Origin of the sequence: Nocardia brasiliensis ATCC 700358 (genome assembly GCF_000250675.2) — a bacterium.
GTDB lineage: Bacteria > Actinomycetota > Actinomycetes > Mycobacteriales > Mycobacteriaceae > Nocardia > Nocardia brasiliensis_B.
In genome coordinates this window covers 5,445,524-5,463,349 of the sequence record NC_018681.1, presented here as the reverse complement: position 1 = coordinate 5,463,349, position 17,826 = coordinate 5,445,524, and the positions used below count along the sequence as shown (strand labels likewise).

The following is a 17,826-nucleotide window of genomic DNA, read 5'->3' as shown; positions in this document are numbered from 1 at the left end:
ATGATCGATATCGACGCACCGGAAGATGTGCTCGCCGCAGCGAACGAGGTCGCCGACGCGATGTGGAGAGCCGTCGGTGACACCCGTATGACGGTCGACCGGTTCGAGTTGCCGGCCGCCACGTCATGCAGCCTGGATGTGGCGGGCAACAGGTGTGCGATGTGGATCCGTACCCTATTCGAGTCCGCGCTCACCGAGTACACCACTACCGCGGTCACGATCAACGAGGCCGTGGTCCGCACGGTCGGCGAGTTCATCACGACCGATACAGCTATGGGCGCGAGCATCCGGCATTCGGCAGAAAGCTGACCGTACGGTGACGTCAAAGCATGAGCAGTACTGGGATGCCATCGTTGGTGACCACTGGCCCGCACTCGGACCCCCGCTATGGCTGGAGTTGGCGGCCGCCGCGCGCGCCGGCGCCGCGACCCTCGATGACGACGGCGTCGCACGCGCGGTCAAAGGATTCGAAACCACTATCCGTTCGAGTGCGGGCCTGCAGGCGGCGCTCGCCGATATGCAAGCGCGCCAGGATATGCCGCGCACCTTCGCGAGTGCCTTGGCCGCGGCGGCGGACACATTCAGCGAGCTGGCGGATCTGGTGCGGGCGACGCGCAGCCGTATATCGGACATCGTCGATCGCGCCATCGAACGGATCGAGGCGGAGGACGGCCATGAAAATGGCGGACCAGCAGGACAACTGATCGCCACGATCGTTGCATCCGCTCGATCCGACGTGATCGACGTAGTTGCCGAGGCAGCGCGTCAGGTGAATTCCACAGGATTGCCGGGGTTGCGCATGCTCGCAGGATTGCTCGGGCCCGCGGTAACCAGAGCCGGTGTACCGGCTCTGACATTGCCTGATATCGGTACCCGATCGGTGCCCGATGCCGGCGGTCGAACGACAGGACCTACGACGCGGGCGTATCGTGTTCCCGATCCTGTCGACGTGAGCACACGTGACATCGCCTTGCCCGATGATGCTGTGGCACAGGAGGTTCGGCCGCAGACAACGGTTCACCCGGCGGAGCGGGATCAGGCCGCGGTACCGGACCCCGTGTCGGCCGCCGACGCGTCGACTTTGTCCGGTGGCATGCCTGCCGGTGGGGACTCCCTCGTCGCCGGTCGTGCGGGCGCGGCTCCGACCGGCCGGCCATCTGTGGTACCCCTCATAGAGGCCGATCCTGATCCGAGCATTGCTGCCGCGCAGCCGAATACGATCGATTCGGAGGGGTCATCCGAAACATCAAGCGCCCCAACAGTAGTGGGCGAGTCTGCGATGGCGGCCACCCCACTGGCACCCGGCGTGGCCGGGCCGGCGATCGCGTCGGCCGCCGCGGCCGACGCACGGCGGCCTCCCGTCGCCGACAGTCAGCGTGCCGCATCGCAGGCCCCATCGCGCGGTGCGCTCATTCCCTCGAACGAGGCTTCGCGACCGCGAGTCCCCGGGCGTTCCGAATCGGCCTCCAGTGGCGCCGTGTCGGCAGATCCGAAAGCGTCCGCGCCGGTCATTCGATCGTCACATCGGAGCGGACGATACGAGGACCTGCCGGGCCGGACACCCGCGCAGGCGGCCGAAAGCCGGGCGGGGGGCGGGCCTCACGGCATCGCCGACGCGGATCGGCTCGGCGATGCGGTGCGTGCCGCGATGGTGTCGGCAGGATCGGCTCACATAGTCGGCGATCGCGTGGACGGCGATCTGATCCTGGCCCGCACACTGTTGGCCGGCATCTTGGACGTGGTGCCGCCCCTAGCGGATTGGGCGGTGGCTACGATGCGGCACGCCGCAGGCCTCACGGTGTTGGTCACCTCCAACGAGGGCGCAGGCTATCTCCCTCCTGGGCTCTACCTGCCGCCTGAGGTATCACGGCCGTGGGGCTGGAAGCTACCGGAAGAGGCGATCTGGGAAGTACTTTTGGACCCTGCCCGGGTACTCGCGGAATTCGGTGCGTTGCGCGAGCAGCGGTCTGGTGCGCGGCTCAGCGCAATCGTGTCGTCCCTGCCGATTGCACCCGGCCTACGTCGGGAGATGCACGACCTGCCGCTTCAAGGGCAGGTCTCCGCCGTCGCGGGGCTCGAGCTCGGGACGGCGAGATCCGGCCGCGTAGACCGCCTCGGACTCACCAGTTCGTCCACACTGACACGGCGCATCGATAAAGTGCCCGAAAGTGCGATCCTCGACCGATGCGAGCGGATGGCGATGGCGGCGCATGCGATATCGATCGCCCAGGGAGTCAACCGGGCAGTCACGTTGCAGGCTCCCGCGCTGCGTGACCGTATCTTGCGCGCGTGGCGCGACGGTGCCCGGATCGATGAGCAGTGGTGGCAGGACCTGCGTGACGTGGACGACCTGCTCGCGGCGACGATGCGCGCCGAAAAGCTCGATGTCTCGCGGATCCCGCTCGGCGAACTGCACTCGAACCGCGGAAGCGCACGAGGGGAGTTGACGCGCGTGCGCCGCATGCTGCTGGAACGTCGCTGTGACGAACTCGCCCTCGGCCTGGGCGGGGCGCCCACGCGGCAGGGCTTGCGTGACACGGTCTATGCGTACGCGCAGATTGTCCGGAACCAGCCAGCGGCGCGCGACGATGCCCCCGTGACGACCCCATAACGGGGGCTGTATTGCTCGAGATTCACCCGAGCCGCTCGTCAGAGTTTCCAATACTGAGAAGCGGCGACAATGAACAAAGCTCGGTGGTGGAGTTCAGCGATGGAAAGGACCGATCGAAATGCCGGACAGCATGCATGTCGACCCGGCGGTGTTGCGCGAACTCGCCCGCCAGCACGATGAGGTCTACGAGAAAACGATGGAATGGTCACAGCCCCCGACCGAATATCTCGCCCGGTTTCCGGAGATGTTCGGTACGATCTGTGCTCCGGTCCACCAGGCGTTGTGCGATTATTACGACGCGCGCTACCGAGCTGGGAAAGCGTTGGCGGACGAGAATGCGCAAACCGCCAACTCGTTGCGTGCTGCCGCCCAAGCCCTCGAGAACACCGACCAGGATCTCGGTTCGTTGGTGCGCAATGTCGGCGAGCAGTTGGATAGTCCCGCGTCCGCGTCCGTCGGCGTCGCACCGCCAGGACTGTCCACGAACAGCTTCGATGGTGTCGCCCCGGCTGGGCCGCCGACCTCGGTGGCCGGGGCGAGCCAGGCCGATGCGCCGGCCGGCACGCAGGCTGCCGCCACGGTGCCGCCGACGCCGGGTACGGTACTGCCGCCGCACACCTCGGGCGATCCCGCCGGTCTGTCCGCTCCGCTGGTAACGGCTGGGTCGTCGGATCATGCGCCACCCGTCCTGGGTCCGGCCGCGCCGGTACCCGGGAACGCCTCATCCAGCGCGAATCCGTTGATACCGGGATCGATGGACGATCGGGCGGAGTCCGCCAGCGCGAGCACCTCGCCGCGGTTCGATGCGGTGCCGCTGATCGGTCCGACGCCGTTCGGGTCCGCGGTGCAGGCCGCGGCTCTTCGAGAGGGCGGAACCGGACACGTGGTGAACGACGACGAAAACCCCGATCTGATCCTCGCCCGCACTCTGCTCGGCGGGTTGCTGGCCGCGACCGAAACGTCGGCAGTGGGGGTGAGCTGGGCGGTCTCGGTGATGCGCGGTCCGGCCGGCGCGAACGTGTTCGTCACGTCCAACGAGGGCCGTGGCTGGTTGCCCGCAGGCCTTTTCCTGCCGCGCGAAGTCTCCACACCATGGGTATGGGACGATCTGCTCGGTGCTGAAGGGTCGCCGTGGGAGGGTGTCTCGGATCCTGCTCGGGTGCTGGTGGAGTTCGCCCTGGTGTGGGGACCCCGAGACGATGCGGTGCTGTCGGCGCTCGCCTCGTCCGGGCCGATCGCCGCGCAGCTGCGGACGGAGCTCGGCGATGTCGCAACCGCGGCCGCCGTCGGCCCGGCAACAGGTGTGGATCTGCGCGTGTTCACTCCTGACACCACCGATCGCCTCGGTATCGGCGGTTCTATCGCGGCCCTCGAGCAGATCGCCACTGTTTCCGATGCAAGCATGCGCGGCAGGTGCGTAGACCTGGCACAGGACGCCCACACACAGTTGAGTCGCTCAGCAGGACGCGTTTCCGAAGCCACTAGCGCGCGGCGACTGCGGGAACGAATCCTCGCCCGCGCCGAGGGCGGCTTCGAAGTGCCTGCGCACTGGTGGCAGGAATTGCGCGCCACCGATGAACTGTTGGTCACGACGATGCTGCCGCATCAGCTCGACGCCGACCGGATCGGGCTAGGCGAATTGCGCGTCGATGAGCAGTCCGCAGTTCTGCGGCAGCTGACCTTTGAACGGCGCTGTAACGAACTCGTGCTGCTGCTGGAAGGTGAACCGAACCGGCAGTGTCTGCGCGACGCGGTTTACGCGCACGAGCAGATCGTCGGCCACCCCCATTTCGCCGCGACCGCTCCTGTGGAATCGACCACCGACTACGTTGGCCGCGCAGGATTCTCGGGTGTCGTCGCTACGACGCAGCTCGCCGATACTCCGCCCCCGGCGCCGGTGTATCGGCTCGGCGGTGAATCCGCTCCGTCCTGAACACCGCTTAGGAGAACCAGCCGATGCCGCCGCCCACCGCAACGCCTGCCGGAACCGCGGACGGCACCACGCCCGCACCAGCGCCTGACGTCGCACGGGTGGAGATCGGGCAGGAGGGAATCCCGAAGGTCGGTGAATGGGCTACGGCTGGGGACTATCGACTTTCGATGCTGGAGGGAGGCACCCTCGAACTCGCTCGTTCCAACGGCGAGGTCGTGCAAACATGGGCACCCGACAAGCCGGTCGATGTGAGCCGAGTGGTGCTTTCGGTCGACGATCACGGGAGCCTCCGCATCCAGGACGCTGTCGACCTCATGGTCCCACGTGTGCCGTTCACCCCGGGTTCGTCGCTCGGTACGCAGGCCGCGGGACTCGAGCTGACAGAGGACGGGCGCCTCGTCGCTGTCGATCGCAACGCCACGCGCTATCCGATATTCGAGAGTCCACCACCACCGCCACCGGCGGGCGATGGGATAGATATCGCGGCCCGCGATCCCCGGTTCGCAATCGATCATCCGAGCCCTGAGTCCGACGCTTTGAACGAGGCCATAAACGTGGGCCAGGCGGCGATCAACAAATTGACCGATCCGGCGCAGGTGGGGACATTGCCGGAGCATCCGGCACCGCCGGTCAAGGGTGAACTGGTCGCGGCCAACCTGATCGATGACCAATGGGATTCGACGATGATCCGCGATTATTCGGTGAAGATCGGCAAGATGCAAGAAGTAGGTAGGCAGCTGAATGAGGGGCTCGCCGAAGTCGGTGCGGTGACCGAGGAATTGCCGCTGATGTCCGAAAAGGCACTGAACGACATCAGTTTCGCTGTTTCCATGCTTAACGTAGTGCTGGCGGTGAGCAACCTGGCGAACGGGTGGACAGGTCGGCCGGCATTTCCCAACGACAGCAAAATGATTCAAGCTGTTTACAACACCGTGAGAACTGCAGTGGACCGGATCGACGCGTTGCGGAACGATCTGATCAAGAAGGCCGAGGAGATCGACAATCCAGATCCCGGCCCGCCGCCGGGCCCGCCCGCGCCCGCCGACCCCGATGCCCCGCCTCCGGGTTCCGTTGCGGATCTCCCTCCAGGCGATTCCGGCGGACCGACCGTCCCGCCCGGTAGCCCCGCCTCCACGACTCTGCAAGCCGCGAGTGGCGCCGATCCTGGGTTGACCGACGGCATACCGGGCTTGGCTGATGTGGAAGGGCCAGCCGGCGAAGTGGATCGACCGGAGTCAGACGAGAGCCTCGCCGATTTGATCGAGTCGGCAGCCGACGACCGCAACTCTTCCGGCACCGCCGCAGGTGGAGATCCCACGAACGGTATGGTGGCGGCCGCACCGCTCTTGGCGATGGCTGCCGCACAGTTCGCTCCGGTCGCCGGCAAGATGATGAGCGATGCGATAGCGCAGCAGCAACGGCAGCAAGAACGCGAGCGCGAGCGCGCGGAATTCGACCACGCACGGCAAATCGAGCAACCGCTGCCGTTGGTTGGTCCTCCTGCTGCCGGAGCCGCACCTGCCGCGCCGGAGGGGGTGCAGCCGACGGCGGTGGGCGCTCCACCTCCGGTGCCGCCACCACCAGTTGTGCCGCGAAACGTCGACCTGCCGTTGGATGGCCACAACTATCGGGTTTCCGAAGTGGTGGCAGGGGCTGTGCACGCCGCGGTGAGCAATCCCAACGGCAGCGACGCCGTCGCGGCGTACAACGGGACGGCTGGAGACCCCGCGTCGTGGACACAGATTCCCGAAGCCGAGGTGCGGTCGGGTGATGTGGTGAAGTGGGAGCATCGCACCGCATTGGTGCTGGCCGACGACACCGGCCTGCACACAATCGTGAACGGGGCGCTTGTTCCGTTGGACCCGAATCGGCCGCCCGAGGACGGGCACGGACAGTACGGAAACTTCGAACATTTCCTGCGCCCGGCGGGCACCGCCATGGCGCCGGAGAACGTCGGCGTGACCGCTCCGCAAGTCACCGCTACGGCCGCTGCGGTACCGCCGGTCCCCGAAGTCACCACAGCTCGCCAGTAAGTTGAGTCGGCGCGCCTAGGGGGTTCCGACGTGAGCGAGGGGTCGTTGCCGGCCAATGCCTGCGGTCGATGCCGCACATCGGTACTCGACCTCCAAGATTCGCGTTCCAGACCTTTCTGTAGTGCGTCGATACTGTTCTCCGCGGTGCGGCCGGGCATGCGATGAGAGGATGAATGTAGGGTCCCCGCAATCGCGAGCAATATCGCTCGAATCCGTATGGTGCACGTCAGTACGACCTCACCTGTGCACCGCGGCGGATTCCCGATACAGGGATTATGTGTCGGCAATGTCGCGTCGGCCACGAGGGACCAGAGCAAACCAGCTAGGTCGAACGCTTGTTCGCCTCTGAAGTCGGTGGTCTCGATCCGACGGTGGCGCGATGCTCACCGGCGACAGCCTGGCAGCCGTGGAGGCGGCATGCTGGCCTTGTTCATCCGGTGGCGCGACTGGTCGGCGACGTCGACGCGCCTGGCCGATGCCATCGGCCACGGTGAGCAACCAAACTTTCGGTCCGCAAATGACCGGTCATGCCCTACGCTTTTAAAAATGAGTTCGCCGAGATGTTACGCAGCGGCCGCTCATTCCGATGTTATCGGCAGATTGCCCGGTCTTCCCCCAGCGGGGAAGGGAATTAGCTCTGGTTTACTGCCCGCTACCACCATTGGGAAACTGCGATTCAGCGCGCATACTGGGGCGACCGTGTCGAAAGGCGGTCGGTAGTGGACAGCGGCGAGCAGGTCGAATGTCTCCCGCGTTGAGCGGCGACGTGTCCGCGGTGCTGCGCGCCTTTCACAAGCTTTACGGCGAAGGCGTACCGGAGGTGCAGGAACTCGCTGCCGCGCGCAAGATCGGCGATGACGCGCGGGAGTTCGCCGGTGCCGGTGCCAAGAGCTACAACGAGGCGCGCACCATGCAAGCGGCGGTGGCCGAAGCACACGCCGGTCGAGACAACGCCGTCCAGCAGGCTGCGGGCCGCGCCGGGGACGGCACGGTCACCGGCCGCAACCGGATCGGCGGCCAGATCGCAGATTTCGAGTCGCGCGTCAAAGCGATATCCACGGTCGGCGATACCCGCTTCAGCGGTCCTGCGTTGCTGAGTGCCGCTCAAGTCGCGCTCGCGAACACTACCCGCCAGGTCAATTCCGATATCGCGAACGCACAGGCGGTCGCGGCGCAGATCATGCCGCCCGCCGTGCCGGAACCGGTGCGTCGCAGGGGAAGTTTGGGGCCCAGGCGGCGCCGAGGTCGCGGCCGAGGCCGGGGGACGACCTACACCAGCAACGGCGGGCATCCGCGACGAGCCAAGACGCCGTATGACCGTTCGGCCGGTGGCGAGGCGGTGCGGATCGCCAGCTCGCTGATCGGCACGCCGTACGTAGGGGGCGGCAATGGACCGGCTGACGGAGGATACGACTGCTCGAGCCTGGTAAAGCACGCGATTGCGGGGGCGACAGGCGACCAGGTCGTGTTGCCACGTACTACCTACGATCAGATCCACAGCGGTCGGCGGGTCGAGATTTGGGAGGTGCGCGCGGGAGACCTGGTCTTTCCCGCAGACTCATTCGGCTACAACGGCCCCGAGCACGTCCAATTGGCCGATGGTCGAGGCGGAATCATCGAGGCGCCATATCCGGGTGCCGCAGTTCGTTGGGCGCCGATGCCGACGAATGCCACGGTCGTCCGGGTGTTGTTTCCCCGGGAATGATCGAGTCCCGCACTGTTCCCTCCGCTGGGAATAGTCGCTCTTCGCGCTGCTCGCGAGATGGATATCGTTTGGTGAGGACGAGTTCTTCTGAAAGGAAGTCCGCCTTGTCGGCAGCCGAAGACGCCTTTTATACCGGCGTACAAAGTCTCGGGCTGGTGCCGGGACGTGCCCGAAAAGAGCACGCGGCCGCCGCATTTCACGCGGCGACGGACATCGATCCGGATATGTGTGACGCCTGGCTCGGCCGGGCTATGGCAGGTGAGGTCACCTCCGAGGTGATCTACGGCGCTTACAGATCGGTCCACAACCTTTACCGCGACCAGCAGCGCGCCGGATTGGTCGGTGGCGCCCTTTGGTGCCAGGTGGACATCGGACTGTTCGGACTGCGGATACCGATGGCGAAACGGGATCAGATTGCGCTGGCGCAGGCTTGCTCCTACGGCAAAGACCAGGAATGGCGGGAGGCCGAGACCATCCTGGACGAGTTGCCCGACGACGACATCGCCGATTTTGTCCGCACCTCACTGCTTTTCCGTACCGAGCGCTGGGACGAGGTGCTCGCGGCCAGGAATCGCCGGCCGCTCCTCGAGGACAGCTTGCTCGATATCGCGGCCGAATTGATGGCCGCAGAGGCGATGGCGCACCTCGGCCGTTTCGGCGAAGCAATGCCGCGGGTACAGCGGATTGTCGACGAGAGTTCGTCCGGTCCTCTGTCCTATATCTGGGCCGACGCCCACTATCTATTCGGTATGTTGTTGCGGCACAACGGAGATTTCGAGACCGCCGATCGGGTGCTCAAGGAACTCCAGGGCTCTTCACTCTGGCCGGAGCGGCCCGAGTGGCAGCGCGCGGTGCGCGACAAGAACTATCGACTTCAGGTCACCACCCCCGAGGTGATCGCGTCCCGCGCGGACAAATGGGATCCGAAATCCGGCGATGATCCCGACGAGGTTGCTGCCTCCGTTGCCCGCGCCGAGCGGGAGGCGCTGCTGACCGAGGCATCGGCACTGCTGAGTGCGCAGATCGGCATGGAATCGGTTAAGGACCAGGTCGACCGGCTCAAGTCCGGCGTCTTGATGGATCAGGTGCGTGCCAAACGCAAACTCGCCGTGGACTTCCGGTCGCAGCACCTGATCTTCTCCGGCCCGCCGGGCACGGGCAAAACCACCATCGCGCGGGTGATCGCCAAAATCCTGGCCGGCCTCGGCGTCGTCGAGCGCGCCGAAGTCGTGGAAGTCGGGCGAGCCGATCTCGTCGGCACGCATCTCGGGCAGACCGCGCCGAAGACCAACGCACTGATCGATTCGGCGGTCGGCGGCGTGCTGTTCATCGATGAGGCCTACACCCTGATCCAGGAGGGCCTGTCTGGTGGCGACGCGTTCGGCCGGGAAGCTGTCGACGCGCTGTTGGCACGGATGGAGAATGACCGGGACAAGCTGGTAGTAATCATCGCCGGGTACGAGGAGGAGATCAATCGGTTCCTCAGCTCCAACGAAGGCTTGCGTTCGCGGTTCACCAAGCACATCCGCTTTCCGAGCTATGGCGCGGACGAGTTGGTCGAAATTGCCGATCATATCGCGTGCAAAAAGGACTCGATGTTGTCCGAACAGGCTCGCGAGGTGCTGCGCGAGCGGTGCATGGAGTTGTCGGAGAGCGTCGTCGATGGGCATCGCATGATCGATCTGGCCGGTAACGGCCGTTTCGTGCGCAATGTGATCGAGGCGGCCGAGGCCGAGCGGGACTACCGCGTCACCAAGGACGGCGCCGATATCAGCGCCCTGACCGATCAGGACCTCATGACCATAGACGCTTTCGATATCGCGGCCGCGCTGGCGAGTTTGGCGCCCGCGATGAGGTGACCCGGTGCCTCGCTTCCGGGTGGTGACCAAGCACCAGGTCTCGGGCTGGCGATTCCTGCTCCGTCGGATCGAGCACGCGCTGGTTCGCCGTGATGCGTCGATGATCGACGATCCGCAGCGTGGGCGGTCCACGGCGCTGGCGATCGGGGTCGCATTGGCTTGCGTGATCGTCGCGGGCGCGGCGGTCCTGGCTTTTTTTCGTCCCGACAAGAAGGTCGGCGATGCGCGGCTGGTCGCCGAGAAGGAAACCGGTGCACTGTACGTACGGGTCGGCGACCGGCTGTATCCGGCCCTGAATCTGACCTCGGCCCGTTTGATCCTCGGCGCGCCGGAGAAGCCGGTATCCGTCGCGCGCAGCGAGTTGGCGCGCTTTCCGCGCGGGCCTTGGGTCGGTATTCCCGGGGCGCCGGGTGCGCTCGCAGATTCGGGCGGCAGTGATTCCTCATGGGCTGTCTGTGACGCCCCGCGAACCGGGATGGCAGCACCGATCGATATGGCGACCGGGCTGCCTGTGCTGGCACATTCAGCCGTGCGAACCACTGTTATCGGCGGACCGCTCTCGGCAGACGACGCCGGAGCGCGCGAACTCGGTCCGGGTCAGGCGCGGCTACTTCGCTCGGATGGCACGACCTGGCTGGTCTATCGAGGCAGCGCCGACCAGGTCGTCCGTGCCGCGATCGACTTGGCCGACGCGCCGGTTGTGCTCGCACTCGGTCTCGATTCGGCTGCGCCAGTCCTGCCCGCCTCGCCGGGGTTGATCAATTCACTTACTGAAGTGCCGGCGATCCGGGTGCCCGAGGTGCCCGAGTCCGGCACGAGTGTGACACTCGCGTCGGGACTCGTCGCGCGGGTCGGCGCGGTGCTCGCGGTATCGGTGACCGGTGAGGAGACCGCGCACTATGTGGTGACCAAGAGTGGGCTCGTCCGAGTGAATTCTGTCGTCGCGGCAATGATCAGGTACGCGAACGCGCAAGGCAACGCTACCGCAGCGCCGGTGGGCCCGGATGTGGTCGCGGCCGGATTGCGGCCCGGTTCGCTATCCGGTACCGAGGCCTATCCGGCGCAGCAGGTCGGTCTGGTCGACCCGGCCGACACGCCGGTGACTTGCCAGCACTGGTCGAAGACCGAGGGCGGGGGAGAGGCCAGGATGACTCTGCTAGTCGGTAGGGAGCTACCGCTCGCCGCCAGCGAACAGTCACGCGCCGTGGAGCTCGTGACTGCGGCCGGGTCCAAAGGACGCACGGCGGACGCAGCGTACCTGCCGCGCGATACTGGCTCGTTCGTTCAGGTGACCGGTTCTGCTCCGGGCTCGCCACGGCGGGAGTCCCTGTTCTGGATTTCCGACAGCGGGGTGCGCTACGGCATCGAGACCGGGCGGACGAGCGGGAGTTCCGATCCCACACTCACCGCGCTCGGGTTGCGGTCGCCCGTGCTGGCGCCGTGGAGCATCGTGTCGTTGTTCGCGCCGGGGCCGACACTGTCCCAGCAGGATGCGCGAGTTCAACATGACGGCATCCCCTCGACCGGAGTCGGGGCTGAATTGGTCGGTCCGCGATGACAACGACCAGGCGATTCGTCCGACCGGCCCGAATGATCCGGGGGCCGAAGGCACCCGCAGTGACCGAGCTGAAGTTGGAGCCGCCAACCGAGCTGCCCAAACCCGTGCCGTCCTCTCGGCTGCGCATGATCTTGCCGGTGGTGATGGTCGCGGCCATGGCCGGGATGATGGTGATGATGTTCCGCGGCGGGCTCGGCTTGTCGCCGATATCGCTGTTCTTCCCGATGATGATGGTCGTCTCGATGCTGGGGATGTTCGGCACCGGTTTCGGGAGCGGAAACACCGGCGGAGCGGCGAACCTCAACGAGGAACGGAAGGACTATCTGCGCAGCCTCTCCGAACATCGCAAATCTGTGCATGCGGCCGAGGCCGAGCTGCACGATTACCTGCGATATTGCCATCCGGGACCCGCAGAAGTGGGCCGGTTGATCGGCGGCAAGCGCATGTGGGAGGTGCAGGTTGCCAGCCCGCAGTTTCTGCGCACGCGAATGGGGTTGGGGCGGATCGCGAACCAGGTCCGGGTAATTGTCCCAGAGGCGGCGCCGACCTCGGACCTCGATCCGGTCGGCGTCGTCGAGCTCACCCGATTCGCGAAAGCCTATTCCACGGTGGGGGATATGCCGGTGGCGATCAACCTGCTCTCGGTGCCTCAGGTGGAACTCAGCGGTGACGCTGTGACAGTGCGCGCGCTGGTCCGCGCGATGATCGCCGAGGTGGCGGTGCTGCACGGCCCCGATCAGGTCGCGGTCGCGGCGGTGCTGCCCGATCCGGACGCACCGGAGTGGGCGTGGTTGAAATGGCTTCCGCATGTGCAGCATCCGAGTGATACCGACGCGCTGGGAACGGGTCGGATGGTGTATCGCAGTGTGGCCGAGTTGCGAGCCAAACTGCTCATCGGGCTCAACCGCGGACCGTTCTCGGTGAACAGCGAACCGACGCTGGACCGCACGCACTACCTGCTGCTGGTGGCTGTCGCAGGAGCGACGGTCGATCGTGACGTTTCCGGCATTGACGGCTGTACCTGGTTGCGACTGGGAGCCGTTGAGCAGAGTTTGCCACGGGCACTGCGGTTCACAGCCTCCAGCGATGGATCGTTGAACGAGTTGACCTCTCGAGGCCTCCGCCGGGTCGGGGTGGCAGACGCGATGTCGGTGTCTGCGGTGACCTCGCTGGCCCGCGCGCTTTCACCGTACCGGCTGTCCACGGTGGTGGAAGCGGTGGCGGCCGAACAAGCGGTGGGCAGCACCGGTTGGGCGGACATGGTGGGTGTGGCCGACCCGGGTGCGCTGCGCGTCGGACGGTTGTGGCCGCGACGACGCGACAACGACCGCCGTCGGCTGAACATCCCGTTCGGGCACGACCCCACTGGCACGGTGGTCTATGTCGACATCAAGGAGTCCGCGGAGGAAGGCATGGGGCCGCACGGGATGTGCATTGGCGCCACTGGCTCGGGGAAATCGGAATTCCTTCGCACACTTGTGCTCTCAGCGGTCGTGACCCATTCGCCCGATACGTTGAATCTGTTGCTCGTCGACTTCAAGGGCGGCGCTACCTTTCTCGGGTTCGATCGGCTGTCCCATGTGACCGCTGTTGTAACGAACATGGAAGAGGAAGCGGATCTGGTCATTCGGATGGAGGACGTGATCCAAGGTGAGATCGCCCGCAGACAACGGATCCTGCGCGATGCGGGCAACTTCGCCAGCGTCGCCGACTACGAGCGTGCTCGGGAACAAGGCGCGGATCTGGCCCCGCTGCCGACGCTGCTGATCGTCCTCGACGAGTTCGCCGAGTTGCTCGAGCAATACCCGAACTTCGCGAAGTTGTTCGTTGCCATCGGCAGGCTCGGCCGCTCGCTGCGCATCCATCTGCTGCTCTCCTCGCAGAAGGTGCCGTCGAACCGGATGGGGGAACTCGAGGCGCATCTGTCCTATCGAATCGCGTTGCGTACCAACCAGACCAGTGATTCCCGGGACGCGATCGGCACTGCCGACGCCTATCACCTACCCAAACGGCCTGGTTCGGGCTATCTCCGCGTCGGTGCGGGTGATCTGCAGCGATTCCAGGCCGCCTACGTCGGCGCCGCGTACCTCGCTCCGGTGCCGGACGCGGTGGCGGCTCCGCAACGGCTGCGGCGCACCGGAGGCGGCTATCGTCCCCCTGAGCTCTTCAACACCGACGCAGTCATCGACACCAGTCCGCCGCCGATCGTCGATCGCCCGGCCATTGTCGAGGCGTCGGAGGACGACGGCGAACCCGCGACGATCATGGGAACAGTGCTACAGCAGCTGGCCGGACACGGTTCGCCCGCGCACCGGATGTGGCTGCCGCCCTTGGGCGTGCCGCCTACCCTTGACCAGCTGATCTCCTCGGTTACTCCGGGAGAGCTGCGCGTTCCACTGGCGATCGTGGACAAACCGCGGTTGCAGCGCCAAGACGTGTGGACGGTTGACTTATCGGCCGCAGGCGGGCATGTCGCGGTCGTCGGCGGACCACAGTCGGGCAAATCGACCGCGCTACAGACCTTGATCCTGTCGACCGCGCTGACGCATACCCCTGAGCAAGTGCAGTTCTACTGTCTCGACTTCGCCGGTGGCCTGTCCGCATTGCGGCGACTGCCGCACGTGGGCTCGGTTGCCCCGGCGAGGGAGAGCGATCGGATTCGACGAACCTTCGCACTGATCACCAATCTGCTCGCCAGCAGGCAGGCACTTTTCACCGCGCTCGGCATCGACTCCATGCGCGAGTTCCGGCGACGGCGGAACTCGCGGCGCGATTCGGCCGAGCTGATCGCACGTGGGGACGCGCACGGTGACGTGTTTCTGGTGGTGGACGGCTGGGACATCGGTTTCGCGGTGAACGGGCCCTATTACGACGACTACATGTCCGAGATGGAATCGCTCGCGGTACAAGGTCTCAATTACGGCATCCATCTCGTGATCAGTAGTTCGCGCTGGGCGGCGATCCGGTCGGCGATCAAAGACCTGTTGCAGACTCGGCTGGAGTTGCGGCTCGGTGACATCACCGACACGACATTCAACACCCATCGGGCAGTCGCCGCCGCGATTCCGCAGGATAGGCCCGGTCGCTGTATCTCGGTCGAGGGACTGCACATGCTGACCGCCTTGCCCCGGATAGACGGAGTAGGGGCGGCCGAATCCGCGGGCGCGGGCCTGGCGTCGGCGATCGACTCTGTTGCTGCGAGCCAGCAGGGCCGATCTGCGCCGGAGGTGAAACTGCTACCGTCTCGGATCGAACTGAGCGAAGTCCGTGCGCTGTTGCCCGCCCCGGACACACTGGCACAGCGTCTGGTCGTCCCATTCGGGGTGCGCGAGTCCGATCTGCAGCCTGCGGTCGTGGACTTCGGGGTTTCGACCCACCTGATGGTGCTCGGCTCATCGGGTTGTGGAAAGTCCACGGTGGTGGGCGCTCTGCTGGAATCCATCGGCGCACAGTTCAACCCTGATCAAGCTCGCGTGGTGCTGATCGATTACCGACGCACGCATATGGGCGCGGTTGCCGACGAACTCCTGATCGGATATCTGACCAACGAGCGCGATGTGGTGGACTCCCTGCCGGCGTTCGTGGCGAAAATGCGGGAGCGCCGGGCACCGGACGAGGTGACCGCTCAGGAGCTGAGGGAACGCTCTTGGTGGAGCGGGCCGGAGGTTTTCGTCGTGATCGACGACTACCACATGGTCGCACAACGGGGCATGCTCAACCCGCTGGACCAGCTGCGCGAGATCGTGGTCGACGGGCGCGATATCGGACTGCACATTGTCGTTGCCAGGAATATCGCGCAAGCAGACTCAGCCCTCTACGACAACGTACTCGGGCAGATGCGGAATCTGAATTCATCCGGTCTGATCATGGACGGTTCGAAGATGGACGGCCTGCTGATCGGAGATGTGAAGGCCGCACCACAGCCCACCGGTCGCGGGATCTTCATCGAGCCGCTACTTGCCCGCCGTGACCTGGTGCAATCGGCGATGCCCACGTCTCGGCACTAAACCGACGGATAGGTACTTTCACTATCTTCCCCACAGTGGGAATGCAATAGCGTTTGATCTAGTACGACTCGACGCCGAGTTGCTCGTTGCTAGGAGACTGCCATGGATCTCGAGGTTGTTCCGAGCCATTTGCCAATCATCAGTGCCCAGTTGCACACCGGACAAGCGCAGGTGGCCGCCACGGCAGCGCCGGCGAGTGTCGCCGCGGAACCGATACCCGCGGCCATCGATTCCATCAGCACATGGGCGAGCCAGATCGTCACCGACTACATGCGCTCTTTCTTCCGCGGTACTTCCGACGGATTGGCCGGGCACGGTCGGCTCGCCGACGCACTGCCGGTAGTCAGTGCGAACTACGAGACGAGCGATCAGTCGGGTGCCATCGTCGTCGGCGGTACGACGGCGTTCGGGTGATCGACGAGCACTCTCATGTTGTTTCTTCCGAATGTGGATTTCGGCGCGCTACCGCCGGAGGTGAACTCTGCCCGAATTCAGCCGACGGGTGGGTTCATGCCGATGATGGCGGCATCGGGCGCGATATCGGCAATGTCCGGCGCGCTCAACACCATGGCGGCCGTTTCCCAGGGCTCGATGGCGGAGATGGGAAGTTCTTGGCGAAGCCGAGCGTCGGAGGCGGCGCAAGAGCGCTTCGGTCAGCACACCGGCTGGTTTCACCAGCAAGCCGGTGTCGCGGCCGCCGCGGCGCCGCTGGTCGCCCGGTTGGCCGACGCGTACTTCTTCGCCTTGATGACCATGCCGCCGCTGGGTGTCATCGTCGCCAACCGGATCGCCGGGATGTCGCTTGCGGTTTCGAATGTCGCTGGACAGAACACGCCGGCCATCGCAGCGAACGAGGCCGCCTACTACCAGATGTGGATTCAAGCCCAAGCGGTGATGTACAAGTACGCAGGCGAGGCGATCTCCGCGTTGGGCGCGCTACCGCCTCCGATTTCTCCGCCTCCGCAGATCGGCGGCGGGCTCGGCACGGGACCGTCACCCGGCGCGGCTGGCGGTGACGGGGCTACGCCGACGGCGGGGCCGGTGCCGGAAGGGTCCACCACGGTCGGCGCCGGTCCGGGCGGCGGCACAGTCGGTGATCCCGGTACTGCGGGAGGCGCAGACGGTGTCTCGGGCACAGGCACCGACGCCACCAACTCGGCGACCGACCTCACCCAGTCGAGTGCCCCTGTGGCCGAGTCTTCCAATGTCGACCCGAGTTCCGCCGATCCGTTGTCCGGCGGTGGTACCGGTGACGCGGCGGGTTCGTCCGGATTCTTCGGAACTTCCTCGTTTTCGCCGACGCTGGCCGGACTCAATGGCGGCCTCGGCAGCGTGGTGCCGCTCGGCATGGCGTTCGGCGGCGCAGGCGGGGTCATGACGTCGGCGAACCAATTCCGAATGCCCGCGAGTTGGGCAGCTCGGCCCGGGGCGACGTTCGGCGCTCTGCCGTCCGAACCCGCACCCGCGCCGGTCGGTCGTACCGCCCCGAGCGGGGCGAGCGCACCGGCGAGCCGGATGCGCCGGGACCGGCGCAAATACGATACCGAGCACTCGACGGTGTTCGTCGGGAGCGACCCCGGCGAAGTGCCGGAACTGAGTAATGCCCCGGCTATCGGCGTCATCGAATACGACAGTGCTGAGCCGGCCGAGGACGACGGTGTGGAACAGGTACTGGTCGGTGTCATCGACAGCGGTGACGACGTCGGCGACGGCCGAACCTGAACGTTCTCGGTGAGTGCCGGGACGAAGCGAAAGATTCGCGAAAGGAAAGTGTGATGGCAAGCGGTGTATGGAACGATCCGCCGGTGATGCGGGCAACCGCCGATGAAACCGACGGGCACAACGAGCAGTTCAACACAGAATTGAAGAAGGTCCTCGTCGTGCAACAGGGACTGGCGACTTCGCTGAACACGCCGATAACCGGCCGAACGGTCTCGGACAAGCTGGACCAGTGCCACACCGCCGGTTTGAAGTTGCATGCGGCGGTGTCCGATGTGATCAACGCGCTGCGTACAGCTGCTTCGAGAATCGACGGCAAGGACGCAGAACTCAACTCCACTGTCAACGCTGCGGGCGGCGGCGGAGTCAATATCAGCGCCCTCTGAACGAATTCGATCGAC

The 17,826-nt window shown here is 65.6% G+C and carries 11 protein-coding genes; all 11 read left to right on the top strand.

All coding sequences use genetic code 11. The features are described from left to right. The 11 genes from O3I_RS23980 (at nt 1) to O3I_RS23925 (ending at nt 17,811) form a co-directional block, all read left to right on the top strand. Nucleotides 1-309 (top strand): hypothetical protein, encoded by a 309-nt coding sequence (locus O3I_RS23980; RefSeq protein WP_014985579.1) that lies wholly within the window; start codon nt 1-3, stop codon nt 307-309. A gap of 7 nt (nt 310-316) precedes the next feature. Continuing rightward, on the top strand, nt 317-2,611 hold the full coding sequence (locus tag O3I_RS44940; protein WP_141692163.1) for a hypothetical protein: 2,295 nt from the start codon (nt 317-319) through the stop codon (nt 2,609-2,611). Between the two features lie 118 nt (nt 2,612-2,729). Beyond that, complete coding sequence (locus O3I_RS23965) at nt 2,730-4,544, top strand: type VII secretion target (protein WP_014985576.1); 1,815 nt, start codon at nt 2,730-2,732, stop codon at nt 4,542-4,544. 98 nt (nt 4,545-4,642) lie between these two features. Beyond that, entirely contained in the window at nt 4,643-6,577 is a 1,935-nt protein-coding gene (locus tag O3I_RS23960) for a hypothetical protein (protein WP_141692164.1), read from the top strand. A gap of 754 nt (nt 6,578-7,331) precedes the next feature. Beyond that, nucleotides 7,332-8,282 carry a C40 family peptidase gene (locus tag O3I_RS23955; RefSeq protein WP_014985574.1) on the top strand — a complete coding sequence of 317 codons (951 nt, stop codon included), beginning with the start codon at nt 7,332-7,334 and terminating at the stop codon, nt 8,280-8,282. After that, nucleotides 8,279-10,141, top strand: coding sequence for a type VII secretion AAA-ATPase EccA (gene eccA / locus O3I_RS23950; protein ID WP_237748121.1), 1,863 nt, complete (start codon nt 8,279-8,281; stop codon nt 10,139-10,141). Before O3I_RS23955 ends, eccA begins: the two co-directional genes overlap by 4 nt. A 4-nt stretch (nt 10,142-10,145) precedes the next feature. Then, nucleotides 10,146-11,699, top strand: coding sequence for a type VII secretion protein EccB (eccB, locus tag O3I_RS23945; protein WP_051066742.1), 1,554 nt, complete (start codon nt 10,146-10,148; stop codon nt 11,697-11,699). A gap of 59 nt (nt 11,700-11,758) precedes the next feature. Continuing rightward, entirely contained in the window at nt 11,759-15,706 is a 3,948-nt protein-coding gene (gene eccCa, locus O3I_RS23940) for a type VII secretion protein EccCa (RefSeq protein WP_014985571.1), read from the top strand. A gap of 102 nt (nt 15,707-15,808) precedes the next feature. Then, entirely contained in the window at nt 15,809-16,120 is a 312-nt protein-coding gene (locus O3I_RS23935; RefSeq protein WP_014985570.1) for a PE domain-containing protein, read from the top strand. Between the two features lie 15 nt (nt 16,121-16,135). Then, a complete protein-coding gene (locus O3I_RS42860) occupies nt 16,136-17,428 on the top strand; it encodes a PPE family protein (RefSeq protein ID WP_051066740.1) in 1,293 nt (430 codons plus the stop codon). A 53-nt stretch (nt 17,429-17,481) separates the two neighbouring features. Further along, nucleotides 17,482-17,811 carry a hypothetical protein gene (locus tag O3I_RS23925; protein WP_014985568.1) on the top strand — a complete coding sequence of 110 codons (330 nt, stop codon included), beginning with the start codon at nt 17,482-17,484 and terminating at the stop codon, nt 17,809-17,811. The last annotated feature ends 15 nt before the right edge of the window (nt 17,812-17,826 follow it).

What these genes read in the sequence shown, in the direction of transcription:
- O3I_RS23980 (WP_014985579.1), top strand. Translation starts at nt 1, where the DNA reads ATGATCGATATCGACGCACCGGAAGATGTGCTCGCCGCAGCGAACGAG.
- O3I_RS23925 (WP_014985568.1), top strand. Translation starts at nt 17,482, where the DNA reads ATGGCAAGCGGTGTATGGAACGATCCGCCGGTGATGCGGGCAACCGCC.
- eccA (WP_237748121.1), top strand. Translation starts at nt 8,279, where the DNA reads ATGATCGAGTCCCGCACTGTTCCCTCCGCTGGGAATAGTCGCTCTTCG.
- O3I_RS23965 (WP_014985576.1), top strand. Translation starts at nt 2,730, where the DNA reads ATGCCGGACAGCATGCATGTCGACCCGGCGGTGTTGCGCGAACTCGCC.
- O3I_RS42860 (WP_051066740.1), top strand. Translation starts at nt 16,136, where the DNA reads ATGTTGTTTCTTCCGAATGTGGATTTCGGCGCGCTACCGCCGGAGGTG.
- O3I_RS23935 (WP_014985570.1), top strand. Translation starts at nt 15,809, where the DNA reads ATGGATCTCGAGGTTGTTCCGAGCCATTTGCCAATCATCAGTGCCCAG.